This window comes from Paraburkholderia solitsugae, assembly GCF_013177695.1.
Taxonomy (GTDB): Bacteria; Pseudomonadota; Gammaproteobacteria; order Burkholderiales; family Burkholderiaceae; genus Paraburkholderia; species Paraburkholderia solitsugae.
In genome coordinates, this window is record NZ_WOEY01000083.1 from 91660 (window position 1) to 117263 (window position 25604).

A 25604-nucleotide genomic window follows, 5' to 3' on the forward strand; every position below is an offset into this window, starting at 1 on the left:
GTTCCACTGATACAGGCATTTTGTTTTTGCACGGTGCGCTTCATGTGATGCGCACTGCCTGCCGGTCGCGGTAGCGTGACGATTCATGCGGCGGCTAGCAGGAAGACAGCAGTAAAAAAGCAGCAAAAAAGCAGAAATATGGCCGGGCCTCAGGGCAGAGCTTTGTGTCATTCCAGCGGTTCGCGCGCGTAGAGCGTGGTTCTCTGGAATGGCATAACACTACTCTTCCCATGTGGCGCCGGTCCTGGCGTTGCCGCGCCGCTTCTGGTCCGCGCGGCATAACGAAGAGGAAAAGCAATGACTATGTTCAACAAGATCGTCAAAGAATTTAAGTGGGGCCAACACAACGTTCGCCTCGAAACGGGCGAAATCGCTCGTCAGTCGAGCGGTGCGGTGATCGTCGACGTCGAAGACACCGTTGTGCTGGCTACTGTGGTCGGCGCCAAGACCGCCAAGCCGGGCCAGGACTTCTTCCCGCTGACCGTCGATTACCTCGAAAAGACCTACGCTGCAGGCAAGATCCCGGGTGGTTTCTTCCGCCGTGAAGGCCGTCCGTCGGAAGGCGAAACGCTGATTTCGCGCCTGATCGACCGTCCGCTGCGTCCGCTGTTCCCGGAAGGCTTCTACAACGAAGTCCAGGTCGTGATCCACGTCCTGTCGCTGAACCCCGAAATCCCCGCTGACATCCCCGCGCTGATCGGCGCGTCGGCGGCGCTCGCCATCTCCGGTCTGCCGTTCAACGGCCCGGTCGGCGCAGCACGCGTGGCCTACATCAACAACGAATACGTGTTGAACCCGACGCGTCCGCAGATGAAGGAATCGGCACTCGACCTGATCGTCGCCGGTACGGAACGCGCGGTGCTGATGGTGGAATCGGAAGCGCAACAACTGAGCGAAGAAGTGATGCTCGGCGCAGTGGTGTTCGGCCACGAGCAAATGCAGGTCGCGATCGACGTGATCCACGAGATGGTTCGCGAAGGTGGCAAGCCGGAATGGGATTGGAAGCCGGCCGCCAAGAATGAGCCGCTGATCGCCCGCGTGTCGGAACTGGCGCAAGCCGATCTGCTCGCCGCTTATCAGATCCGCGACAAGCAAGCGCGTTCGGCCAAGCTGAAGGAAGTCTACGCAGCGACGTCGGCCAAGCTGGAAGAAGAAGCCGCGGCAGCCGGCACGGTTGCAGCCGACAAGGCTAGCGTCGGCAATGTGCTGTTCGACATTGAGGCGAAGATCGTCCGTACCCAGATCCTGAACGGCGAGCCGCGTATCGACGGCCGCGACACGCGTACCGTGCGCCCGATCGAAATCCGTACCGGCGTGCTGCCGCGTACGCACGGTTCGGCACTGTTCACGCGTGGCGAAACGCAGGCCATGGTGGTCGCAACGCTGGGCACGAAGGGCGACGAGCAGAACATCGACGCGCTCGAAGGCGAGTACCGCGAACGCTTCATGCTCCACTACAACATGCCTCCGTTCGCGACCGGCGAAACGGGCCGCGTCGGTTCGCCGAAGCGCCGTGAAATCGGTCACGGCCGTCTGGCCAAGCGCGCGCTGGCTGCATGCCTGCCGAGCGCCGACGAATTCGGCTACTCGATTCGCGTGGTGTCGGAAATCACCGAATCGAATGGTTCGTCGTCGATGGCTTCGGTGTGCGGCGGCTGCCTCGCACTGATGGATGCCGGCGTGCCGATGAAGGCGCACGTCGCCGGCATCGCGATGGGCCTGATCCTCGAAGGCAACAAGTTTGCCGTGCTGACCGACATCCTCGGCGACGAAGATCACCTCGGCGACATGGACTTCAAGGTGGCAGGTACCGAGCAAGGCGTGACCGCGTTGCAGATGGACATCAAGATCCAGGGCATCACCAAGGAAATCATGCAGGTCGCCCTCGCGCAAGCGAAGGAAGGCCGTATGCACATCCTCGGCAAGATGACCTCGGCTGTGTCGGGCGCGAACACGGTGCTGTCGGATTACGCACCGCGCATGATCACCATCAAGATCAATCCGGAGAAGATCCGCGACGTGATCGGCAAGGGCGGTTCGGTGATCCGCGCGTTGACGGAAGAAACCGGCACGACGATCGATATTTCGGACGACGGCGTCGTCACCATCGCCAGCACCAGCAGCGAAGGGATGGCCGAAGCGAAGAAGCGTATCGAGAACATCACGCTGGAAGTCGAAGTGGGCCAGGTGTATGAAGGCACCGTGCTCAAGCTGCTCGATTTCGGCGCGATCGTGAACATTCTGCCGGGCAAGGACGGTCTGTTGCACATCTCCGAAATCGCCAACGAGCGTATCAAGGACATCAACGACTACCTGAAGGACGGCCAGCAAGTGAAGGTCAAGGTCATCCAGACGGACGAAAAGGGCCGCGTGCGTTTGTCGGCCAAGGCGTTGCTGAACGACGCCGCGAACGGCGCGCCGCAAGGCGAACCGACGCCGCAGTAATGCGGTAGCAGGGCGACGGCCGGCAGCGCAAATGCGCGCCGGCCGTTTTTCATGAAGGGTGCAGGGTGGATTGCGTTGCGAACAGGCGCAGGCAAGCGCAAACAGACGCGAGCAGGTGCAAACCGGCATAAGCGGGTACTCTGTTTGCCTGAAGCGCTTCGTCGCAGCTCAGACGATTTCCGTCAGTCGGCAACGCAATCCAATCTTGGAGTAGACGCAGATGAAAGCGATCGAAATCACCGAATTCGGCGCGCCGGAAGTCCTCAAGCTGGCGGAGCGGCCCATGCCGCAGCCGAAAGCGGGCGAGGTACTGATCAAGGTGGCGGCATCCGGCATCAACCGTCCGGACGTGTTCCAGCGCAAAGGCGGCTACGCGCCGCCGCCGGGTGCTTCGGATCTGCCGGGGCTGGAAGTGGCGGGTGAGATCGTCGGCGGCACTATCGACGAGAAGAACAACCCGTTCGGTCTGAAAGTGGGCGACCGCGTGTGTGCATTGCTCGCCGGTGGCGGTTACGCGGAATATGCGACCGCGCCGCTGTTGCAGTGCTTGCCGGTGCCCACGGGCTTGTCGGACGTCGAGGCGGCTTCGCTGCCGGAAACATTCTTCACGGTGTGGAGCAATGTGTTCGACCGCGCGCAGCTCGGCAAAGGCGAAGGCGCTCCGAACGAGACGCTGCTGGTGCAGGGCGGCTCGAGCGGTATCGGCGTGACGGCGATCCAGATCGCGCATGCGCTCGGTTTTCGCGTGTTTGCCACGGCCGGATCGGACGAAAAGTGCCGCGCCTGCGAAGCGCTCGGCGCCGAACGTGCGATCAACTACAAGACTGAAGATTTCGTCGAGGTCATCAAATCGCTGACGAACGATCGCGGCGTCGACGTGATCCTCGACATGGTGGCGGGCAGTTATGTGCCGCGCGAGCTGACGGCGTTGGCCGACGGTGGCCGCATCGTGCTGATCGCCTTGCTGGGCGGCGCGAAGGCGGAGCTGAATCTGAACGAAGTGCTGCGCCGCCGTCTGACGGTGACGGGTTCGACGTTGCGCCCGCGGCCGATCGAGTTCAAGGCGAAGATCGCCGCGCAATTGAAAGAGCGCGTGTGGCCGCACCTCGAAGATGGCCGTATCAAGCCGGTGGTGCATCGTGTGTTTCCGGCCGCGCAGGCCGCCGAAGCGCACGCGCTGATGGAAAGCAGCACGCACGTCGGCAAGATCGTATTGACTTGGGGTCAGGACGCTTGACACGGTCGGTTTGACCCGATCCACCCCACGCAGTAAAATTGCGCGTTTTGCGCACGCCGCATGAATCCGAAAGGCGGGCTGTAAGCGCAAACCAAGTCCGCCGCCAATACAAGATGAGACGACGAGACGATGTCGAAACAACGAGCCAAGCTGGTAGTCGGTAACTGGAAGATGCACGGGCGCCTCGCCGCGAACACAACGCTGTTGCAGGCGGTGGCGCAAGGCGCGGGCGAATTGCCGGCTGATGTGCGCGTCGGTGTCTGTGTGCCGTGCCCTTATCTTGCGCAGACTCAAGCGTTGCTGGAAGACAGCAAGGTCGTGTGGGGCGTGCAGGACGTTTCCGCGTTCACGCATGGAGCCTATACCGGCGAAGTGGCGGCGCAGATGGTGGTGGATTTCGGCGCCACCCTTGCGATCGTTGGGCACTCGGAGCGCCGTGCTTACCATCGTGAAAGCTCAGAGTTGGTGGCGGTGAAGACGCAGCGGGCGTTGGAAGCGGGTTTGACCCCGATCGTGTGTGTCGGCGAAACGCTCGAAGAGCGTGAGGCCGGTTCGACCGAGCAGGTGGTCGGCGCGCAACTGGATGAAGTGCTGGCTAAGCTGTCGGTGGAGGACGCGGCACGTATCGTTGTCGCGTATGAGCCGGTCTGGGCGATCGGCACGGGCAAGAGCGCTACGTCGGACCAGGCGCAGGCAGTGCATGCGTTCCTGCGTTCGCGTCTGGCGGCAAAGGGCGCGGCGGTGGCGGATGTGCCGTTGTTGTACGGCGGCAGTGTGAAGCCGGAGAACGCGGAAGAGTTGTTCCGCGAGCCGGATATCGACGGCGGCCTGATCGGCGGCGCGTCGTTGAAAGACCAGGATTTCCTGGCGATCTGCAAGGCGGCGGCCGCGACGAGCGTCGCCGGTTAAGCAGGGCGCCTCGGCGAGGATGACCCAATCCCGCGCGGCACAGTTTGTGTGGCGCGGTTAAATAAAGACTCAGGTGAGTGTGATGCTGTATTTGAAAACATTGATTATCGTCGTTCAGCTGTTGTCGGCACTCGGGGTCATCGGCCTTGTCTTGCTGCAACACGGCAAAGGCGCCGATATGGGCGCTGCTTTCGGTAGCGGCGCATCGGGCAGCCTGTTCGGCGCGACCGGTTCGGCCAACTTTTTGTCGCGTACCACGGCCGTCCTCGCAGCCGTGTTTTTTGTAACGACATTGACGCTCACGTACCTCGGTGCGTATCGTGCAAAACCGTCCGCAGGCTTGCTGGGCACGGCTGTGACTGCGCCGGTCGCAGCTTCCGCCGCGGCCGCGCCGGTAGGTGGCTCGGCTGTATTGCCGGCGTCGGCTGCATCTGTCCCCGCTACGGACGTACCGAAATAAATTTTCGTTCAAAGTGCTTTTGTGCGTTGAACAAACTGTTTAGACCAGTTACAATCTAAGTCTTGAAGCGATTCGCGGGTTTTATAAGTTGTTTTCCCGGATTGCAGTTAGTGCCGACGTGGTGAAATTGGTAGACACGCTATCTTGAGGGGGTAGTGGCGAAAGCTGTGCGAGTTCGAGTCTCGCCGTCGGCACCAAATGTTATCTAAATGCCAGCCGCTTGCTTCGCTTCGGCTGGCATTTTCACTTCTGACGCGCGGCTTGCGTTGGGCTTGCGGCATGTGCGTTGCCGAAGTGATTTCGCGTCAGGAGTGCTATGCTCTTGGCGGCATTCAGAACCAACCGATAGAGGATAGTCTTGAACCTCGCAGCCTATTTCCCCGTCTTGTTGTTCCTCGTTGTGGGCACCGGTTTAGGCGTAGCACTGGTCAGCATTGGCAAGATCCTCGGTCCCAACAAGCCCGATACCGAGAAAAACGCACCATACGAGTGCGGCTTCGAAGCATTCGAAGATGCGCGCATGAAGTTCGATGTGCGCTACTACCTCGTCGCCATTCTCTTCATCATTTTCGACCTTGAAACCGCGTTCCTGTTTCCGTGGGGTGTGGCCCTGCGCGACATCGGCTGGCCTGGCTTCATGGCGATGATGATTTTCCTGCTCGAATTCCTGTTGGGCTTCGCCTATATCTGGAAGAAGGGCGGCCTCGACTGGGAATGATGGATTAATCGCCGGTTTGCGTGGGTGGCCAAGGCTTGCCACCCCGTCTGGAGTGGAAAGCAAATGAGTATCGAAGGGGTCTTGAAGGAAGGGTTTGTCACCACGACGGCAGACAAACTGATCAACTGGACGCGCACCGGCTCGTTGTGGCCGATGACGTTCGGTCTCGCGTGCTGCGCGGTCGAGATGATGCATGCGGGCGCTGCCCGTTATGACCTTGACCGTTTCGGCGTGGTGTTTCGTCCGAGTCCGCGTCAGTCGGACGTGATGATCGTCGCCGGCACGCTGTGCAACAAGATGGCGCCGGCTCTGCGTAAGGTCTACGATCAGATGGCCGAGCCGCGCTGGGTGATTTCGATGGGCTCGTGCGCGAACGGCGGCGGCTACTACCACTATTCCTATTCGGTAGTGCGCGGCTGCGACCGGATCGTACCGGTCGACGTCTATGTGCCGGGTTGCCCGCCTACGGCGGAAGCGCTGGTGTATGGCGTGATCCAGCTGCAGGCCAAGATCCGTCGCACCAACACCATCGCCCGTCAATAAGGCCAACGCCTCCCCCACAATATGGCAAGCAAACTCGAGACCCTGAAAGCGAACCTCGAGGCGGCCTTTGGCGGCCTCCTGCTGAGCACCACCGAGGCAATCGGTGAGTTGACGATCGTCGTGAAGGCGAGCGACTACATTCACGTGGCAACGCGTCTGCGCGACGACCGCTCGCTCGGTTTCGAGCAGTTGATGGATCTGTGCGGCGTCGACTATCAGACCTACGGCGATGGCGCATACGACGGTCCGCGTTTCGCGGCCGTTCTGCATTTGTTGTCGGTGCAGAACAACTGGCGTCTGCGTCTGCGTGTGTTTGCACCCGACGACGAAGTGCCGATCGTCGCGTCAGTCGTCGATATCTGGAGTTCGGCCAACTGGTACGAGCGCGAAGCATTCGACCTGTACGGCATCGTCTTCGAGGGTCACCCGGACCTGCGCCGCATCCTGACCGACTACGGTTTCATTGGTCACCCGTTCCGTAAAGATTTCCCTGTCTCCGGCTACGTCGAAATGCGTTACGACCCGGAAGAGAAGCGCGTCGTCTATCAGCCTGTGACGATCGAGCCGCGGGAAATCACGCCGCGCGTGATCCGCGAGGATCGCTATGGCGGTCTGAAACACTAAGAGAACGCCATGGCAGAGATCAAGAACTACACGCTCAACTTCGGTCCGCAGCACCCGGCCGCGCACGGCGTGCTGCGCCTCGTGCTCGAACTCGACGGCGAAGTCATCCAGCGCGCCGATCCGCACATCGGCCTCCTGCATCGCGCGACTGAAAAGCTCGCGGAAACCAAAACCTTCATCCAGTCCGTGCCGTATATGGACCGCCTCGACTACGTGTCGATGATGGTCAACGAGCACGGCTACGTGATGGCGATTGAAAAGCTGCTTGGCATCGAAGTGCCGATTCGCGCGCAGTACATCCGCGTGATGTTCGACGAAGTCACGCGGGTGCTGAACCACCTGATGTGGATTGGCGCACACGCGCTCGACGTCGGCGCGATGGCGGTGTTCCTGTATGCGTTCCGTGAGCGCGAAGACCTGATGGACGTCTACGAGGCGGTCTCCGGTGCGCGGATGCACGCGGCTTACTACCGTCCGGGTGGCGTGTACCGCGATCTGCCTGACGCAATGCCGCAATACAAAGCGTCGAAGATCCGCAATGCGAAGGCGTTGTCGAGGATGAACGAGAACCGTCAAGGTTCGCTGCTCGACTTCATCGACGATTTCTTTACGCGTTTCCCGAAGTGCGTCGACGAATACGAAACGCTGCTCACCGACAACCGGATCTGGAAGCAACGTCTGGTCGGTATCGGTGTGGTTAGCCCGGAACGCGCGCTGAACCTCGGTATGACCGGCGCGATGTTGCGCGGCTCGGGTATCGAGTGGGATCTGCGCAAGAAACAGCCGTACGAAGTCTACGACAAGCTCGATTTCGACATTCCGGTCGGCGTTAACGGCGACTGTTATGACCGATATCTGGTTCGCGTCGAAGAAATGCGCCAGTCCACGCGAATTGTGAAACAGTGCATTGAGTGGCTGCGTAAGAATCCGGGGCCGGTGATGGTCGACAATCACAAGGTTGCGCCGCCTTCGCGGGTCGGCATGAAGTCGAACATGGAAGAGCTGATTCACCACTTCAAGCTCTTCTCGGAAGGCTTCCACGTACCGGAAGGCGAAGCGTATGCGGCCGTCGAACATCCGAAGGGCGAGTTCGGTATCTACCTGATCTCGGACGGTGCGAACAAGCCGTATCGCCTGAAGATTCGCGCGCCGGGCTATGCGCATCTGTCCACGCTCGATGAAATGGCGCGCGGTCACATGATCGCCGACGCTGTGACGATCATCGGTACGCAGGACATCGTGTTCGGCGAAGTGGATCGCTAGGACGTATTCATCGGCGCGCGTCTTCAGATTGCACCGAAGCGCGCGTCAAGAAAAGGAACGCCGGGTCTGTCGCAGCATGATGTGAGCGACGGGTTTTCGTTCGGTAGGAATTGAAAGAGTCGTGTCTGAAAATGATCTCAGCTGAAGGCCTGAAAGAAATCGATCGTGCGATCGCGAAGTATCCCGCCGATCAGAAACAGTCCGCCGTGATGTCGGCGCTGGCTACTGCTCAGGAAGAGCATGGCTGGCTGTCGCCCGAACTCATGCAGTTCGTCGCGGACTATCTCGGCATGCCGGCGGTCGCCGTGCAGGAGGTGGCTACCTTCTACACGATGTACGAGACCTCGCCGGTCGGCAAGTACAAGATCACGCTCTGCACGAACCTGCCGTGCCAGCTCGGCCCGGACGGCGGCTCTGACAGCGCCGCTGAATATCTGAAGCAGAAGCTCGGCATCGACTTCGGCGAAACCACGGCTGACGGCAAGTTCACCTTGAAAGAAGGTGAGTGCATGGGCTCGTGCGGCGATGCGCCGGTGATGCTGGTGAACAACCATCGCATGTGCAGCTTCATGAGCCGCGCGAAGATCGACCAGCTGCTCGAGGAACTTTCGAAATGACGTCTTTACACGATCGTCACATCAAACCGCTGATTCTTGCCGGCCTGAACGGCGAAAACTGGCATCTCGAAGACTATGTGGCGCGCGGCGGTTACGCTCAGCTGCGCCGTATTCTGGAAGAAAAGATTCCGCCCGAACAGGTGATCGCCGACGTCAAGGCGTCGGGTCTGCGCGGCCGCGGCGGTGCGGGCTTCCCGACCGGTCTGAAGTGGAGTTTCATGCCGCGTCAGTTCCCGGGGCAGAAGTACCTCGTCTGCAATTCGGACGAAGGCGAACCGGGCACGTTCAAAGACCGCGACATCCTGCGTTTCAATCCGCACTCGCTGATTGAAGGCATGGCCATCGGCGCGTATGCGATGGGCATCACGGTCGGCTACAACTATATCCACGGCGAAATCTGGGAAGTCTACAAGCGCTTTGAACAAGCCTTGGAAGAGGCTCGCCGCGCCGGGTTCCTCGGCGACAACATCATGGGTTCGGGCTTCTCGTTCGAACTGCATGCGCACCACGGTTACGGCGCCTACATTTGCGGCGAAGAGACCGCGCTGCTCGAATCGCTCGAAGGCAAGAAAGGTCAGCCGCGCTTCAAGCCGCCGTTCCCGGCGAGCTTCGGCGTGTACGGCAAGCCGACCACGATCAACAACACCGAGACGTTCGCGGCCGTGCCGTTCCTGCTCGCGATCGGTCCGCAGAACTACCTCGAGATCGGCAAGCCGAACAACGGCGGCACGAAGATTTTCTCGGTGGCAGGCGACGTGGAGCGTCCGGGCAACTATGAAGTTCCGCTCGGCACGCCGTTCGCAACGCTGATGGAACTCGCCGGTGGCATGCGCGGCGGCAAGAAGATCAAGGCGGTGATTCCTGGCGGCTCGTCGGCGCCGGTGATCCCGGGCGACATCATGATGCAGACCGACATGGACTACGACGCGATCGCCAAGGCTGGCTCGATGCTCGGTTCCGGCGCGGTCATCGTGATGGACGAGACGCGTTGCATGGTGCGTTCGCTGCTGCGTCTGTCGTATTTCTATTACGAAGAGTCGTGCGGTCAGTGCACGCCGTGCCGCGAAGGCACCGGCTGGCTGTATCGCGTCGTGCATCGTATCGAGCACGGGCTCGGCCGTCCGGAAGATCTGGATCTGCTGAACTCGGTTGCTGAGAACATCATGGGCCGCACGATTTGCGCGCTCGGCGATGCAGCGGCCATGCCGGTTCGCGGCATGCTCAAGCACTACTGGGACGAATTCGAATACCACGTCGCCCACAAGCATTGCCTCGTCGGCGGTCACGCTGGTGCGGCAACGGCGTCAGAAACAGTGGCTGCCTGAGTACGCCGAACAGCGCACCAGAACACGTCAACCGCGGGATTCATCGCCTGAAACGGGCGCTGAACAGGGCGAACGATTGAGCGGTAACAGGTTAAGGAAGATTGACCATCATGGTTGAACTTGAAATAGACGGCAAGAAAGTAGAGGTGCCTGAAGGCAGCATGGTGATCCAGGCTGCGCATAAGGTCGACACGTACATTCCTCACTTCTGCTATCACAAGAAGCTGTCGATTGCGGCCAACTGCCGGATGTGTCTAGTCGATGTCGAAAAGATGCCGAAGGCCGTGCCTGCATGCGCCACGCCGGTGTCGGCCGGCATGATCGTGCGCACCAAGTCTGAGAAGGCGGTGAAGGGCCAGCAAGCCGTGATGGAATTCCTGCTGATCAACCACCCTCTGGATTGCCCGATCTGCGATCAGGGCGGTGAGTGCCAGCTGCAGGATCTGGCCGTGGGCTACGGCAAATCGTCGTCGCGTTATAGCGAAGAGAAGCGCGTGGTGTTCCACAAGAACGTCGGCCCGCTGATCTCGATGGAAGAAATGTCGCGCTGCATTCACTGCACGCGTTGCGTCCGCTTCGGCCAGGAAGTCGCCGGCGTGATGGAACTCGGCATGCTGGGCCGCGGCGAGCATTCGGAAATCACGTCGTTCGTCGGCAAGACGGTCGACTCCGAACTGTCGGGCAACATGATCGATCTGTGCCCGGTCGGCGCATTGACCAGCAAGCCGTTCCGTTACAGCGCCCGCACGTGGGAACTGTCGCGCCGCAAGTCGGTGAGCCCGCACGATTCCGTCGGCGCGAACCTTGTGGTGCAAGTCAAGAACAACCGCGTGATGCGGGTTCTGCCGTTCGAAAACGAATCCATCAACGAATGCTGGATTTCGGACAAGGACCGCTTCTCGTACGAAGCGCTGAATAGCCCGGAACGTCTCACGCAGCCGATGCTCAAGCAAGGCGGCAAGTGGGTCGAGACTGACTGGCAAACCGCGCTCGAATATGTGGTCAAGGGGCTGAAGGGCATCAAGGGCGACCACGGCGCGAACGCGCTGGCCGTTCTCGGTAGCGCCCACAGCACCGTCGAAGAACTTTTCCTGTTGAAGCAGTTGGCGCAAGCGGTCGGTACGCCTAACGTCGACTTCCGTCTGCGTCAGTCGGATTTCTCCGCGCCCGTCAACGGTGCGCCGTGGCTTGGCACGACGATCGCCGATCTGTCGAACGTGGATTCGGCGCTCGTGATCGGTTCGGATCTGCGCCGCGATCATCCGCTGTTTGCCGCGCGTCTGCGTCAAGCCGCCAAGAGCGGTACGAAGCTCACGCTGGTGCAAGCCACCAACGACGACGCGATGATCCCGCAAGCGCGACGTGTCGTTGCTGCGCCGTCGGCATGGCTCGACGCACTGGCCGGCATCGCCGGCGCGGTGTCGGAAGCAAACGGCGTGGCACTGCCGGAAGCCTTCGCCGGCACGCAGCCGACGGACGCCAACAAACAAGTCGCGAAGTCGCTCGCCACCGGCGAACACCGTGTGGTGCTGCTCGGCAACGGCGCGGTCCGTCATCCGGACTTCGCCGCGATTCACGCTGCGGCGCAATGGATTGCAGGCGCGACCGGCGCAACGCTGGGTTTCCTGACGGAAGCGGCCAACACGGTCGGTGCGCATCTCGTGAACGCGTTGCCGGGCGAGGGTGGTTTGAACGCTCGCGAAGTGTTCGAGCAACCGCGCAAGGGTTATGTGTTGCTGAACGTCGAGCCGGAATTCGACGCGGCCAATCCGGCGCAGGCTTTGGCCGCGCTGAAGCAAGCTGAAATGGTCGTCGTGATGTCGCCGTTCCAGATGGGTGCTGAATACGCTGACGTCCTGCTGCCGATCGCACCGTTCACGGAAACGGCCGGCACGTTCGTCAATGCTGAAGGTACCGTGCAGACGTTCAACGGCGTCGTGCGCCCGCTCGGCGACACGCGTCCGGCATGGAAGGTCTTGCGTGTGTTGGGCAGCCTGCTCGGCGTACCTGGCTTCGAATTCGACACGTCGGAAGAAGTGCGCGCGGCAGCCCTCGGCGATGGCGAGATCAAGTCGCGTCTGTCGAACAAGACGGGTGTCACGGTTGCATGCGGCAAGGCAGCGAAGGCAGCGGAAGGCAAGTTCGAGCGTATCGCCGACGTGCCGATTTATCACGCCGACGCGCTGGTGCGTCGCGCTGAGTCGCTGCACCTGACGGCAGCGGCGCGCGCAGCGAATTCGGTCGGTCTGCCGGCTGCGCTGTTCGACAAACTGGGTTTGAAGGAAGGCGACGCAGTGCGCGTGCGCCAGGGCGAGCAATCGGTGCAGTTGCCGGCCGTGCGCGACGCGAATCTTGCGGAGACGGTCGTCCGCGTATCGGCGGCTACGCCCGCCGGTGCCGCGCTGGGCAGCCTGTTCGGTGAACTGCTGGTGGAGAAGGCGTAAATGAGCTTGTTCGATACGATCAACTCGGGCGGCACCCAGCTTCTCGGTGTGGCATGGCCCACGGTGTGGGCACTGGTGCGCATCCTGGTGGTGGCCGTCGTGATCCTGCTGTGCGTGGCTTACCTGATTCTCTGGGAGCGTAAGCTGATCGGCTGGATGCACGTGCGTCTCGGCCCGAACCGCGTGGGCCCCGCAGGTTTGCTGCAGCCGATCGCCGACGTGCTGAAGCTGTTGCTGAAAGAAGTGATTCAGCCGGCTCAGGCAAGCCGCTGGATCTACATGATCGCGCCGATCATGGTGGTGGTGCCGGCCTTCGCGGTCTGGGCGGTGATTCCGTTCCAGGCTGGCGCGGTTCTCGGCGACATCAACGCGGGTCTCTTGTACGCGATCGCGATTTCGTCAGTCGGCGTGTACGGCGTGATCCTGGCCGGCTGGGCGTCGAACTCGAAGTACGCGTTCCTCGGTGCCATGCGCGCGGCCGCTCAAATGGTCTCGTACGAAATTTCGATGGGCTTTGCTCTCGTCGTCGTGCTGATGACCTCGGGCAGCCTGAATCTGTCGGATATCGTGACGTCGCAAGAGCGCGGCATTTTCGCCGGCTACGGCTTGAACTTCCTGTCGTGGAACTGGCTGCCGCTCTTGCCGATGTTCGTCGTGTACTTTATCTCGGGCATCGCCGAAACGAACCGTCACCCGTTCGACGTGGTGGAAGGGGAGTCGGAAATCGTCGCGGGCCACATGATCGATTACTCGGGGATGGCGTTTGCGCTGTTCTTCCTCGCCGAGTACATCAACATGATCGTGATCTCGGCATTGGCTGCAACACTGTTCCTCGGCGGCTGGAGCGCACCGTTCGGCTTCCTGTCGTTTGTCCCGGGCATCGTTTGGCTCGTCGCCAAGGTTTTCTTGCTGCTGTCGGTATTCATCTGGGCGCGTGCCACGTTCCCGCGCTATCGCTATGACCAGATCATGCGTCTGGGCTGGAAGATTTTCATTCCGGTTTGCGTGGTGTGGCTCATCGTGGTCGGCTTCTGGATCATGTCGCCGTTGAATATCTGGAAATAAAGGGCGGATGAACCCATGACCGCAATCCAAAATTTTTTCAAGACCTTCTTCCTGACGGAACTGCTCAAAGGCCTCGCGCTGACCGGACGTTATACGTTCCAGCGCAAGATCACGGTGCAGTTTCCGGAAGAGAAGACCCCGATTTCGCCGCGTTTCCGCGGCCTGCATGCGCTGCGCCGCTATGAAAACGGCGAAGAGCGGTGCATCGCGTGCAAGCTGTGCGAAGCGGTGTGCCCGGCGCTCGCCATCACGATCGAATCGGAAACCCGTGCGGATAACACGCGCCGCACGACGCGTTACGACATCGACCTGACCAAGTGCATCTTCTGCGGTTTCTGCGAAGAGAGCTGCCCGGTCGATTCGATTGTCGAGACGCACATTCTCGAATATCACGGCGAAAAGCGCGGCGACCTGTATTTCACGAAGGACATGCTGCTGGCCGTGGGCGATCGCTACGAAGCGGAGATCGCTGCGAACAAGGCAGCCGACGCACCGTATCGTTGAAGCGCTTCTGTTGAAGCAGTAAATGCAGCAGTAACACGGCCTGTTGTCGGGCCGAGCGCCGCGGTCTGACCGCCGCGGCACGGCGCACTTGTGCGGTTGTTCTGGCGGTTTCGGCCGCTTTTATCCGCCACACGTGCCAAAGAACAATGCCTGACGATGGCCTAACGATGAACCGGTAATCATGGAATTCACGACCGTACTGTTCTACATCTTCGCGCTGCTCCTGGTGGTTTCAGGGCTGAAGGTGATCACCTCGCGCAACCCGGTTTCGTCCGCACTGTTTCTGGTGCTGGCGTTCTTCAACGCAGCCGCGATCTGGATGCTGCTGCAAGCCGAGTTCCTCGCGATCCTGCTGGTGCTGGTGTACGTTGGCGCGGTGATGGTGCTGTTCCTGTTCGTCGTGATGATGCTGGACATCAACATCGACGTGCTGCGAAAAGACTTCAAACGCTTCGTGCCAATGGCTACGCTAGTGGGCGCGATCATCGTGATCGAGACGGCGCTGATCCTGTGGCACGGCTACGGCGCGACCACCACGGTGCTGCGTGACACCACGGCTGCGGCCAACGGGATGGCGGGCTGGTCGAACACCCGCATCATCGGCAAGGTCATCTACACCGACTACATCTTCGCGTTCGAAGTCGCCGGCCTCGTGCTGTTGGTGGCGATCATCGCGGCGATTGCGCTGACCACGAGTCACAAGAAAGACAGCAAGCGCCAGAACGTCAGCGAGCAGGTCAAGGTGCGTGCTCAAGACCGCGTGCGCATCGTGAAGATGGCATCTGAAAAGACCGCGGCAACTGTCGCGGCGGAAGAAGCCGCCGCAGCGGCCGACTCGGCACCCGCTAAAAACAGCTGAGCGGACAGGAGATAAAAATCATGTTGACCCTTGCTCATTACCTTGTCCTCGGCGCGATCCTGTTTGCGATCAGCGTCGTCGGTATTTTCCTGAACCGCCGCAACGTCATCATCATCCTGATGGCGATCGAACTGATGCTGTTGGCGGTGAACACCAATTTCGTCGCGTTCTCGCATTACCTCGGCGACGTGCATGGCCAGATCTTCGTCTTCTTCGTGCTGACGGTTGCAGCAGCGGAAGCGGCGATCGGACTCGCAATTCTGGTGACCCTGTTCCGTAGCCTCGACACGATCAATGTCGAGGACCTCGATCAGCTCAAAGGTTAATTTCAGGTAAAGCGGTTATGTCAACGACACTCAATGAAAACCTGCTGCTGGCGATCCCGCTGGCACCGCTGGCCGGCTCCCTGATTGCGGGGCTGTTTGGGAAAGCGGTAGGGCGAGCCGGCGCGCATTCGGTCACGATCCTCGGCGTCGCGATCTCGTTCATCCTCTCGGTCATCGTCTTCTTCCAGGTGATGGACGGCGCGAGCTTCAACGCGACCGTCTACGAATGGATGGCGATCGGCAAGACGAAGTTCGAGGTCGGCTTCCTGGTCGACTCGCTGACGGCGATGATGATGTGCGTGGTGACCTTCGTGTCGCTGATGGTGCACATCTACACGATCGGCTACATGGCCGACGACGACGGCTACCAGCGCTTCTTCTCGTACATCGCGCTGTTCACGTTCTCGATGCTGATGCTCGTGATGAGCAACAACTTCCTGCAGTTGTTCTTCGGTTGGGAAGCGGTGGGTCTGGTGTCGTACCTGCTGATCGGCTTCTACTTCACCCGTGAAAGCGCGATCTACGCGAACATGAAGGCGTTCATCGTGAACCGCATCGGCGACTTCGGGTTCCTGCTCGGTATCGGCCTGCTGTTCGCTTTCGCCGGTTCGATGAACTACGGCGACGTGTTCGCGAAGCGCACCGAACTCGCGGCATTGAGCTTCCCGGGCACAGACTGGGGTCTGCTGACGGTCGCTTGCATTTGCCTCTTCATCGGCGCGATGGGTAAGTCGGCGCAGTTCCCGCTGCACGTCTGGCTGCCTGATTCGATGGAAGGCCCGACGCCGATCTCCGCACTGATTCACGCGGCAACCATGGTGACGGCCGGTATCTTCATGGTCGCGCGCATGTCGCCGCTGTTCGAACTGTCGGATACGGCGCTGTCGTTCGTGATGGTGATCGGTGCGATCACGGCGCTGTTCATGGGCTTCCTCGGGATCGTCCAGAACGACATCAAGCGCGTGGTGGCTTACTCGACGCTGTCGCAGCTCGGTTACATGACGGTCGCACTTGGCGCATCGGCTTACTCGGTCGCCATCTTCCACCTGATGACGCACGCGTTCTTCAAGGCGTTGCTGTTCCTCGGCGCGGGTTCCGTGATCATCGGTATGCACCACGATCAGGACATGCGCAACATGGGCGGCCTGCGCAAGTACATGCCGATCACGTGGATCACGTCGCTGGTCGGTTCGCTGGCGCTGATCGGTACGCCGTTCTTCTCAGGCTTCTACTCGAAAGACTCGATCATCGACGCAGTGAAGTTCTCGCATCTGCCGGGTTCGGGTTTCGCGTACTTCGCAGTGGTGGCGAGCGTGTTCGTTACTGCGCTGTATTCGTTCCGTATGTACTTCATGGTGTTCCACGGCAAGGAGCGCTTCCGCGATCCTAAGCATCCGGAATCGCCGATGGGCATCGAAGCCGCAGCGCATGCGCATGACGGTCACGGCCATGACGCACACGGCCATGGTCATGGTCACGACGACCACGCGCACGAGCCGCATGAAACGCCGTGGGTGGTGTGGCTGCCGCTCGTGCTGCTGGCGATTCCGTCGGTGGTGATCGGCGCGATCGCTATCGGTCCGTTGCTGTTCGGTGACTTCTTCCAGCACGGTGTGGCGTTCGACAAGGTGATCTTTGTCGGCGAAAACCATCTGGCGCTGCATGACATGGCTGAAGAATTCCAGGGCTGGGCGTCGATGGGCCTGCATTCCGTCTCAGGTCTGCCGGTTTGGCTGGCGCTCGCGGGTGTGGTGGTCGCGTGGTTCCTGTACCTGGTTCGTCCTGATCTGCCGGCTGTCGTCAAGCGTGCGTTCGGTCCGATCTACACGCTGCTCGACAACAAGTACTACATGGACAAGATCAACGAAGTCGTGTTCGCACGGGGCGCTGTGGCAATTGGCCGTGGTCTCTGGAAGGAAGGCGACGTCGTGGTTATCGACGGCATCGTCAACGGCAGTGCACGCTTTATCGGCTGGTTTGCCGGCGTGATCCGCTTCCTCCAATCCGGCTACATCTACCACTACGCGTTTGCCATGATTATTGGCATGTTGGGGCTCCTGACCCTGTTTGTAACGCTCGGCGGCAAATAAGGCGAGGGACACTAATGCACGCTTATCCGATTCTCAGTATCGCGATCTGGTTACCGATCCTCGTAGGTCTCCTGGTCCTGGCTATCGGTTCCGACCGGAACCCTGCTCCGGCGCGCTGGATTGCGCTGATCGGCTCGGTCGTCAGCTTCATCGTGACGATCCCGCTGATTACGAGTTTTGATTCGAGCACGGCCGATCTGCAGTTCGTCGAAAAGGCGAACTGGATCGAGCGCTTCAATATCACGTACCACCTGGGTGTCGACGGCATCTCAATGTGGTTCGTTGTGTTGACCGCATTGATTACGGTGATCGTCGTGATCTCCGCGTGGGAAGTCATCACGAAGAACGTGGCCCAGTACCTCGCTTCGTTCCTGATCCTGTCCGGCATCATGGTCGGCGTGTTCAGCGCAGCGGACGGCATGCTGTTCTACGTGTTCTTCGAAGCGACGCTGATCCCGATGTACATCATCATCGGCGTGTGGGGTGGGGCGAACCGCGTGTATGCGGCGTTCAAGTTCTTCCTGTACACGCTGATGGGCTCACTGCTGATGCTGGTCGCGTTGCTGTACCTGTACGTTCAGACCGGCACGTTCGATCTGGCTACGTGGCAGAACGCGCAGATCGGCATGACGCCGCAGATATTGCTATTCATAGCGTTTTTCCTGGCCTTCGCGGTGAAGGTGCCGATGTGGCCGGTTCACACGTGGTTGCCTGACGCCCACGTGGAAGCGCCGACCGGCGGCTCGGTCGTGCTGGCCGCGATCATGCTGAAGCTGGGTGCATACGGTTTCGTGCGCTTCTCGCTGCCGATCGCACCTGACGCAAGCCACTTTCTCGCCCCGGTCGTCATCACGCTGTCGCTGATCGCGGTGATCTACATCGGTCTGGTCGCGATGGTGCAGACGGACATGAAAAAGCTGGTCGCGTATTCGTCGATCGCGCACATGGGTTTCGTGACGCTCGGCTTCTTCATCTTCAACCAACTCGGCATGGAAGGCGCGATCGTGCAGATGATCTCGCACGGTTTCGTGTCGGGCGCGATGTTCCTGTGTATCGGCGTGCTGTATGACCGTATGCACTCGCGTCAGATCGCCGATTACGGCGGTGTCGTCAACGTGATGCCGAAGTTCGCAGCGTTCGTGATGCTGTTCTCGATGGCCAATTGCGGCTTGCCGGGTACTTCCGGTTTCGTCGGCGAGTTCATGGTAATTCTGGCTGCTGTCCAGTACAACTTCTGGATCGCAGGCGGTGCGGCTGTCACGCTGATTCTCGGTGCGGCCTACACGCTGTGGATGTACAAGCGCGTGTACTTCGGCGCAGTTGCCAACGATCACGTGAAGGGTCTTCTCGACATCAACCGTCGCGAATTTTTCATGCTGGCAGTGCTCGCTGCACTGACGCTGTTCATGGGCCTGTATCCGAAGCCCTTTACCGATGTGATGCACGTATCCGTGGAAAACCTCCTCTCCCACGTCGCGCAGTCCAAGCTGCCGTTGCCACAGTAATGCAGAGCGGAGGAATCTAAAGATCATGCAAAACGCCCCTATGACTGCCTTGTTGCCCGACGCACTGGTGATGCTTGCCGTTGTCGTTGCGTGGCTCAACGACACGTTCGTCGGCCAGGCCGGTCGCCGTACCACGTATTTCATCGCGTTCTTCTCGACGCTGATTGCCGGCATCTGGTTTGCGGTGAACGCGTTCGACCCGCAGGTGCACTACTTCTTCGGTCACATGTATGTGGTGGATTCGTTCGCCAATGTGATGAAAGCAGTGGTGACGCTCGGCTATGCCGTGTCGATCGTTTATTCGCGCCGGTACCTCGAGGATCGCGGGTTGTTCCGCGGCGACTTCTTCCTGTTGGGCATGTTCTCGCTGCTCGGCCAGCTCGTGATGATCTCCGGCAACAACTTCCTGACGCTGTACCTTGGTCTGGAACTGATGTCGTTGTCGCTGTACGCTGCGATTGCATTGCGTCGTGACGCGGCGCAGTCGAACGAAGCGGCAATGAAGTACTACGTGCTTGGTGCGCTGGCTTCCGGCTTCCTGCTGTATGGCATTTCTATGCTGTATGGCGCGACCGGTTCGCTCGACCTGAACGAAGTATTCAAGGCGATTGGCACGAGCCACTACGATCCGAGCGTGCTGCTGTTTGGCGTGATCTTCATCGTGGCAGGCGTGGCGTTCAAGATGGGCGCGGTGCCGTTCCACATGTGGGTGCCTGACGTGTATCAGGGTGCTCCGACGGCCATGACGCTGATGGTGGGCGGCGGTCCGAAGGTGGCGGCATTCGCGTGGGGCCTGCGCTTCCTCGTGATGGGCCTGCTGCCGCTGGCGGTCGAATGGCAGGAAATGCTGGTGATCCTGGCCGCGCTGTCGCTGATCGTCGGCAACATCACCGGTATCGTGCAACGCAACGTCAAGCGTATGCTCGCGTACTCGGCGATTTCGAACATGGGCTTTGTGCTGCTCGGCCTGCTGGCCGGCGTGGTGGATCAGAAGACGACCGGCGCGGCCAATGCGTACGGTTCGGCAATGTACTACAGCATCGTCTACCTGATTACGACGTTGGGCACCTTCGGCGTCGTCATGCTGCTGGCACGCCGCGATTTCGAGGCGGACACGCTCGAAGACTTCAAGGGCCTGAATCAACGCAGCCCGGTGTTCGCGTTCGTCATGATGGTGATGATGTTCTCGCTCGCCGGCATCCCGCCTGCAGTCGGCTTCTACGCCAAGCTCGCGGTGCTGCAGGCAACCATGAATGCCGGTTTGACCTGGCTGACCGTGTTGGCCGTGATCACTTCGCTGTTCGGTGCGTTCTACTACCTGCGTATCGTCAAGCTGATGTATTTCGACGAACCGCAAGACAAGTCGCCGATCGTTGCTGACACCAGCACGCGTGCCTTGCTGGCGCTCAATGGTGTTGCCGTGCTGGTGCTCGGTATCGTGCCGGATCCGCTGTTGAAGGCCTGCCTGCAGGCTATCCAGCACACGCTGCTGCTCTGATGTCGGCTGCGGGTTGGTTTATCGTGTTGTTGGCGCTGGTCGGCGCCAATCTGCCGTTTCTGAATCAGCGCCTCTTCGCCGCCGTGCCGTTGAAAGCGGCGAAGAAGAGCGCCTGGATCCGGATCGCCGAGTTGATCGTGCTGTACTTTGTGGTCGGCACGCTCGGTTTTCTGCTGGAAGCGCGCGCGGGTAACCGCTTCGAACAGGGGTGGCAGTTCTACGCGATCACGTTCGCGTTGTTCGTTGTGTTCGCATTCCCCGGCTTTACCTTCCAGTATCTCGTCAAACGTCGCTGACGGCGTCTCGCCGTCGCGCACCAAGCTGTCCTGAGGTCGCATATGGCTGAACTTCCCGATCACGACGCCGCGCTCACCGAGACCTGTCTCGAGAGCAAAACGATCCACCAGGGGCCGTTCCTCACGCTCAAGTGCGATACCGTCCGCTTGCCGGACGGTAAGCAGGCCACGCGCGAGTACGTTCAGCATCCGGGTGCCGTGATGGTGATTCCGTTATTCGACGACGGCCGCGTGTTGCTGGAAAACCAGTACCGCTATCCGATGGGCAAGGTCATGGTCGAGTATCCGGCGGGCAAGCTCGATCCGAACGAAGGCGCGCTGGCCTGCGCGAAACGCGAACTGCAGGAAGAGACAGGTTATACGGCGCGCGAGTATGTTTATCTGACGCGCATTCATCCGATCATTTCCTACTCGACGGAGTTCATCGATATTTACCTGGCGCGTGGGCTGACTGCCGGCGAGCGCAAACTCGACGACGGTGAATTCCTTGAACTGTTCACCGCCAGCGTGACCGATATGTTGGAATGGGTACGTACGGGCAAGGTGACGGACGTGAAAACCATCATCGGTACGTTCTGGCTGGAGAAGGTGTTGTCGGGTGCCTGGCCGATGGCCGAGTCGCAATAGAGCGCTCGGTTCAGAACGCAGAGCGGGCGCGAGTCAGGCGCCGACTGCAAAATTCGCAAAAAGCCCCTGTTGGTCTACGACCGTCAGGGGCTTTGTCATTGCAGCCATGAAATCGACTCAAAGCGTTACCCCCATGTCTGAAAAGTGGGTCCCGTCCTATGCCATCTGACAGTCTCGCCTCACGGCCGTTGCCGCTCTAGTATCGAAGTCTGGCAACCGGGTTTGTTATCAAACTTATTTTGGATAACGAAGGGTGTGAGATGGATTCGATTGTGGTTGCACGCGCGTATGGTTGTCATTTGACAACCATACGCGCGTGCTCTAAATTGGAGGGTATAGATGGTTCGTGGGATCCATTCCAAGAAAGAGGTCGAGGCCGCGCTGGCTTACGCGGAAAGAAACGGCTGGCGTGTCCAGGGCGGCGGTAAAGGTCACGCTTGGGGAAAGATGTACTGTCCTTACAACGACGCGGAATGTCGTTGCGGCGAGTTCTGTATTTCGAGTGTGTGGAGTACGCCCAAGAGTCCCGGCAATCACGCAAAGCACCTCAGGCGCATCGTCGACAACTGCACGACGCGCCGGCAGTAAAAGTGTTCAAAGGGCAAAAGCCCGAAGCTGAATGAAGGCAGGAGTAGCTTATGGAATATGTGTTCACCTTGAAGTACCGGCTCGCTGCGGAAGATTGCGATCTTGACGGGATTGTCGAGCGGCTGGGCGAAGCCGGATGCGACGACGCGACTATCGGCGTGGGGCAACCGGGGCGCATTGCGCTGGTTTTTGCTCGCGAAGGCGCGTCGGCGTTTGAAGCACTTGTCAGCGCACTCAAAGATATCAAGCAGGCAGTGCCGTCTGCGCGTCTTGTCGAGGCAGGGCCGGATTTCGTCGGCCTCACGGATGCCGCTGAGGTAGCGGGCGTGTCACGGCAAAACATGCGCAAGCTGATGCTGAGCCATGCAATCGATTTTCCGCCACCGGTTCACGAGGGCAGCGCGTCGGTGTGGCATCTATCGGACATTCTTGACTGGCTGATCGCGCGCGGCGGGTATGACATCAAGGCGGACATATTCGACGTCGCGAAATCGGCCAAGCAGATTAACCTTGCCAAAGAGGCGCTCGAACTCGAGCCGCGGCTTAATCGCCGGCTCGAGTTGCTTGTGGCTTAAAAGAAGGAACGCAGTGGCAAGCGCGCAGGCCCATGAACCCCATACGATCAGCGCTCCCTTTCATCTGCGGGTCCGGTGTGCCGTTCGCCGGCTGAGCCATCTTCGGCAGTCAGTTGCGCAAAGCGTTAAAATCGCCCACCGCGTTCGATTTGTCACCGGCGCCTGGCGTCAACGCGCCGTCCGTAAAAATTTACGAACGACCGTTCACAAATTTCCATTTTGCGCTAAACTGGCACGCAAGCCCTGATTCCACATGAAGGTCCTCGATTTACAGTGTCCGCTTGGCCATCGGTTCGAAGGCTGGTTCGCTTCGGCTGATGACTTCGAGTCGCAGCAGTCCCGCAAGCTCGTCGAATGTCCGATCTGCGGTGCGAATGAAGTGAGCCGTTTGCCGTCGGCGCCGCGCCTGAATCTGTCGGGCGCGACCGAGGCGAAAGTCCCTGTGGATACGGGAGAAATGCAGGCGCGCGTCATGCGCGCCCTGCGCGAGGTACTGGAAAAGACTGAGAACGTAGGCGACCGCTTCGCCGAGGAAGCACGGCGCATTCACTACAACGAAGCGCCCGCACGCAACATTCGCGGTGTCACGACACCGGAAGACGCGAAAGCCTTGGTCGAAGAAGGCATCGAAGTGATGCCGCTACCGGTCCCGGCTGCCTTGAAGGAACCGCTGCAATAGCGCAGTGGCTCACTGGCAGCGGGTGGTTGCGGCCAGGAGACACGACGCATGAATCTGGACTATTCCCCCGCTGACGACGCGTTCCGCGCCGACATCCGCGCTTGGCTCGAAGCGAATCTGCCGCGCGAGTTGAGCGACAAAGTACTCAACCACAAGCGTCTGAGCCGCGAAGACTTCGCAGGCTGGCACAAGCTGCTCGGCACGCGCGGCTGGTCGGTCATCGCGTGGCCGAAAGAATACGGCGGTCCAGGCTGGGACGCGACCCAACGGCATATCTGGGACGAAGAGTGCGCGCGTATCGGTGCGCCGTCCGTGTTGCCGTTCGGCGTCTCGATGGTGGCGCCCGTGCTGATGAAGTACGGCAATGAGGCGCAGAAGCGCCACTATCTGCCGCGCATTCTCGACGGTACAGACTGGTGGTGTCAGGGTTACTCCGAGCCGGGCTCCGGTTCCGACCTGGCCTCGCTGCGCACGCGTGCCGAGCGCGTCGGCGATCACTATGTGGTCAACGGTCAGAAAACCTGGACTACGCTGGGCCAGTACGCCGACATGATGTTCTGCCTCGTGCGCACCGACAGCGGCGCGAAAAAGCAGGAGGGCATCTCGTTCCTGTTGATCGACATGAAAACGCCCGGTATTACCGTGCGCCCGATCATTACGCTCGACGAAGACCACGAAGTCAACGAAGTCTTTTTCGAAGACGTGAAGGTGCCGGTCGACAATCTGGTCGGCGAAGAGAATCGTGGCTGGACCTATGCGAAGTACCTGCTCGGGCACGAGCGCACGGGTATCGCGCGCGTTGGGCAATCGAAGCGCGAACTCGTCTTCCTTAAGCGCCTCGCGCTGGATCAGAAGAAGAACGGCAAACCGTTGCTGCAAGATCCTGTGTTCGCCGCGAAAGTCGCGAACCTCGAGATCGAACTGATGGCGCTCGAAGTCACCGTGCAACGCGTGGTCGCCAATGAAACGGGCGGACGTGGGCCTGGACCGGAAGCCTCGATGCTCAAGATCAAGGGCACGGAAGTGCAACAGGCGCTGACCGAACTGATGTTCGAAGCAGTCGGGCCGCTCGCCGCGCCATTCGACGTGCCCTTCCTCGAAGGCGAACGCGAACATAGCCTCGCCGGCGACGATGACGCAGCGCCGCTGGCCGCGTACTACTTCAACTTCCGCAAGACGTCGATTTACGGCGGCTCGAACGAAATTCAAAAGAACATCATCGCGCAGATGATTCTGGGACTTTGAGGAGCGGCGCATGGACTTCACTTTCAACGACGAACAACAGCAATTTGCTGACGCGCTGCGCCGCTATCTGGACAAGAGCTACGGATTCGAAGCGCGCCATGCGATCGTGCAATCGGAATCCGGTGTGTCGGATGTTCACTGGACAGCTTTTACCGAACTGGGTCTGACCGCGTTGCCGGTGCCGGAAGCGCAGGGTGGCTTCAATGGCAGCCCGATCGACATGCTGGTGGTCATGCAGGAGCTTGGCCGGGCTTTGGTGATCGAGCCGTATTGGGCGACCGCTGTGGGTGTCGAAGCACTCCGGATTGCGGGCACCGGGCAGGGCGAAGACGCTTCGCTGCTCGAACGCGCGGCTCAGGGCGAGATCAAGCTCGCGGTGGCGTTTCACGAGCCGCACGCGCGCTACGACCTGTTCGAGGTCGAGACCGTTGCAAACGGGCAGGGCGATCGGCAGACGTTGACCGGCACGAAGTCGGTTGTACTGCACGGCGCGCAAGCGGATTACTGGATAGTGCCGGCGCGGTTGAATGGCGAGATCGCGCTCTTTGTCGTCGCTCGCGATGCGGCCGGCGTCAAAGTCACCGACTACCGCACAATCGACGGCCAGCGCGCTGCGACACTCCAGTTCGATGGCACGCCGGCACGCCAGCTCAACGGCAAACACGCTGGTGCTGCGGCCCTCGAGCACATCGCAGACTACGGCACGGTATTGCTGTGTGCGGAAGCGGTCGGCGCGCTCGACGCACTGAACCACGCAACGCTCGAGTACACCAAAACGCGCCAGCAGTTCGGCCAGCCCATCGCGCGTTTTCAGGCCTTGCAGCATCGCATGGTCGAGATGTTGATTCACGCCGAGCAGGCGCGTTCGGTCACTTATCTCGCGGCCGTGCGTTACACGAGCGCAGACGCCGACGAACGTCGCCGCGCGGTCTCCGCGGCGAAGGCACGGGTCGGTCAGGCCGCCCGTTTCGTCGGTCAGCAGGCGGTTCAATTGCACGGCGGCATGGGCGTCACGAATGAAGTGGCCGCAGCGCATCTGTTCAAACGTCTTGCTATCATCGAAACCACATTGGGCGATGTCGATCACCATCTCGCGCGGTTCGCTGCGCTGCCCGGATTTGTCACCGCCGAAGCCTGATCAGCCGGTCGAGTCGGATAAGAA

General features: G+C 60.3%; 25 protein-coding genes and 1 tRNA gene. All 26 read left to right on the plus strand.

Annotated elements, in window-relative coordinates:
• The first annotated feature begins 297 nt into the window (after positions 1-297).
• Positions 298-2445 carry a polyribonucleotide nucleotidyltransferase gene (gene pnp, locus GNZ12_RS21130; protein ID WP_172313315.1) on the plus strand — a complete coding sequence of 716 codons (2148 nt, stop codon included), beginning with the start codon at positions 298-300 and terminating at the stop codon, positions 2443-2445.
• A gap of 220 nt (positions 2446-2665) precedes the next feature.
• A complete protein-coding gene (locus GNZ12_RS21135; protein ID WP_172313317.1) occupies positions 2666-3682 on the plus strand; it encodes an NAD(P)H-quinone oxidoreductase in 1017 nt (338 codons plus the stop codon).
• Between the two features lie 129 nt (positions 3683-3811).
• Positions 3812-4591, plus strand: a complete 780-nt coding sequence (tpiA, locus tag GNZ12_RS21140) for a triose-phosphate isomerase (protein ID WP_172313319.1) — start codon at positions 3812-3814, stop codon at positions 4589-4591.
• 82 nt (positions 4592-4673) lie between these two features.
• A complete protein-coding gene (gene secG, locus GNZ12_RS21145) occupies positions 4674-5051 on the plus strand; it encodes a preprotein translocase subunit SecG (protein WP_172313321.1) in 378 nt (125 codons plus the stop codon).
• A 112-nt stretch (positions 5052-5163) separates the two neighbouring features.
• Positions 5164-5248: transfer RNA gene (locus GNZ12_RS21150), tRNA-Leu, on the plus strand.
• Between the two features lie 161 nt (positions 5249-5409).
• Complete coding sequence (locus GNZ12_RS21155) at positions 5410-5769, plus strand: NADH-quinone oxidoreductase subunit A (protein WP_013339872.1); 360 nt, start codon at positions 5410-5412, stop codon at positions 5767-5769.
• A 63-nt stretch (positions 5770-5832) separates the two neighbouring features.
• Positions 5833-6312, plus strand: coding sequence for a NuoB/complex I 20 kDa subunit family protein (locus GNZ12_RS21160; protein WP_006052903.1), 480 nt, complete (start codon positions 5833-5835; stop codon positions 6310-6312).
• A gap of 21 nt (positions 6313-6333) precedes the next feature.
• Complete coding sequence (locus tag GNZ12_RS21165; protein WP_074284915.1) at positions 6334-6936, plus strand: NADH-quinone oxidoreductase subunit C; 603 nt, start codon at positions 6334-6336, stop codon at positions 6934-6936.
• Positions 6937-6945: 9 nt separating this feature from the next.
• On the plus strand, positions 6946-8199 hold the full coding sequence (locus GNZ12_RS21170; protein WP_172313323.1) for an NADH-quinone oxidoreductase subunit D: 1254 nt from the start codon (positions 6946-6948) through the stop codon (positions 8197-8199).
• A gap of 131 nt (positions 8200-8330) precedes the next feature.
• On the plus strand, positions 8331-8816 hold the full coding sequence (gene nuoE, locus GNZ12_RS21175; protein ID WP_054034960.1) for an NADH-quinone oxidoreductase subunit NuoE: 486 nt from the start codon (positions 8331-8333) through the stop codon (positions 8814-8816).
• Entirely contained in the window at positions 8813-10141 is a 1329-nt protein-coding gene (gene nuoF / locus GNZ12_RS21180; RefSeq protein ID WP_172313325.1) for an NADH-quinone oxidoreductase subunit NuoF, read from the plus strand. The genes nuoE and nuoF overlap by 4 nt, the downstream gene beginning before the upstream one ends.
• A gap of 110 nt (positions 10142-10251) precedes the next feature.
• Complete coding sequence (gene nuoG, locus GNZ12_RS21185; protein WP_172313327.1) at positions 10252-12585, plus strand: NADH-quinone oxidoreductase subunit NuoG; 2334 nt, start codon at positions 10252-10254, stop codon at positions 12583-12585.
• The gene (nuoH, locus tag GNZ12_RS21190) at positions 12586-13650 is read left to right on the plus strand and encodes an NADH-quinone oxidoreductase subunit NuoH (RefSeq protein WP_172168824.1); all 1065 of its coding nucleotides are present in this window, start codon (positions 12586-12588) and stop codon (positions 13648-13650) included.
• Positions 13651-13665: 15 nt separating this feature from the next.
• Positions 13666-14154, plus strand: coding sequence for an NADH-quinone oxidoreductase subunit NuoI (nuoI, locus tag GNZ12_RS21195; RefSeq protein ID WP_012401389.1), 489 nt, complete (start codon positions 13666-13668; stop codon positions 14152-14154).
• A gap of 181 nt (positions 14155-14335) precedes the next feature.
• Positions 14336-15013, plus strand: coding sequence for an NADH-quinone oxidoreductase subunit J (locus tag GNZ12_RS21200; RefSeq protein ID WP_172313329.1), 678 nt, complete (start codon positions 14336-14338; stop codon positions 15011-15013).
• A 20-nt stretch (positions 15014-15033) separates the two neighbouring features.
• Positions 15034-15339 (plus strand): NADH-quinone oxidoreductase subunit NuoK, encoded by a 306-nt coding sequence (gene nuoK, locus GNZ12_RS21205; RefSeq protein WP_013339863.1) that lies wholly within the window; start codon positions 15034-15036, stop codon positions 15337-15339.
• A 17-nt stretch (positions 15340-15356) separates the two neighbouring features.
• On the plus strand, positions 15357-17429 hold the full coding sequence (gene nuoL, locus GNZ12_RS21210; RefSeq protein ID WP_172313331.1) for an NADH-quinone oxidoreductase subunit L: 2073 nt from the start codon (positions 15357-15359) through the stop codon (positions 17427-17429).
• A gap of 14 nt (positions 17430-17443) precedes the next feature.
• Positions 17444-18934, plus strand: coding sequence for an NADH-quinone oxidoreductase subunit M (locus tag GNZ12_RS21215; protein ID WP_172313333.1), 1491 nt, complete (start codon positions 17444-17446; stop codon positions 18932-18934).
• 25 nt (positions 18935-18959) lie between these two features.
• The gene (gene nuoN, locus GNZ12_RS21220; RefSeq protein ID WP_172313335.1) at positions 18960-20432 is read left to right on the plus strand and encodes an NADH-quinone oxidoreductase subunit NuoN; all 1473 of its coding nucleotides are present in this window, start codon (positions 18960-18962) and stop codon (positions 20430-20432) included.
• Complete coding sequence (locus GNZ12_RS21225) at positions 20432-20728, plus strand: DUF2818 family protein (protein ID WP_074284905.1); 297 nt, start codon at positions 20432-20434, stop codon at positions 20726-20728. Before nuoN ends, GNZ12_RS21225 begins: the two co-directional genes overlap by 1 nt.
• Positions 20729-20770: 42 nt before the next feature.
• Entirely contained in the window at positions 20771-21355 is a 585-nt protein-coding gene (locus GNZ12_RS21230) for an NUDIX domain-containing protein (RefSeq protein WP_172313337.1), read from the plus strand.
• A 339-nt stretch (positions 21356-21694) separates the two neighbouring features.
• Positions 21695-21943 (plus strand): hypothetical protein, encoded by a 249-nt coding sequence (locus GNZ12_RS44485; protein ID WP_235993831.1) that lies wholly within the window; start codon positions 21695-21697, stop codon positions 21941-21943.
• 50 nt (positions 21944-21993) lie between these two features.
• Positions 21994-22518 carry a helix-turn-helix transcriptional regulator gene (locus GNZ12_RS21235; protein WP_172313339.1) on the plus strand — a complete coding sequence of 175 codons (525 nt, stop codon included), beginning with the start codon at positions 21994-21996 and terminating at the stop codon, positions 22516-22518.
• 253 nt (positions 22519-22771) lie between these two features.
• Positions 22772-23197: a DUF1178 family protein gene (locus GNZ12_RS21240; RefSeq protein ID WP_172313341.1), complete on the plus strand. Its 426-nt coding sequence runs from the start codon at positions 22772-22774 to the stop codon at positions 23195-23197.
• Between the two features lie 48 nt (positions 23198-23245).
• Positions 23246-24442 (plus strand): acyl-CoA dehydrogenase family protein, encoded by a 1197-nt coding sequence (locus tag GNZ12_RS21245; RefSeq protein ID WP_172313343.1) that lies wholly within the window; start codon positions 23246-23248, stop codon positions 24440-24442.
• Positions 24443-24452: 10 nt separating this feature from the next.
• Positions 24453-25580, plus strand: a complete 1128-nt coding sequence (locus GNZ12_RS21250; protein ID WP_172313345.1) for an acyl-CoA dehydrogenase family protein — start codon at positions 24453-24455, stop codon at positions 25578-25580.
• The last annotated feature ends 24 nt before the right edge of the window (positions 25581-25604 follow it).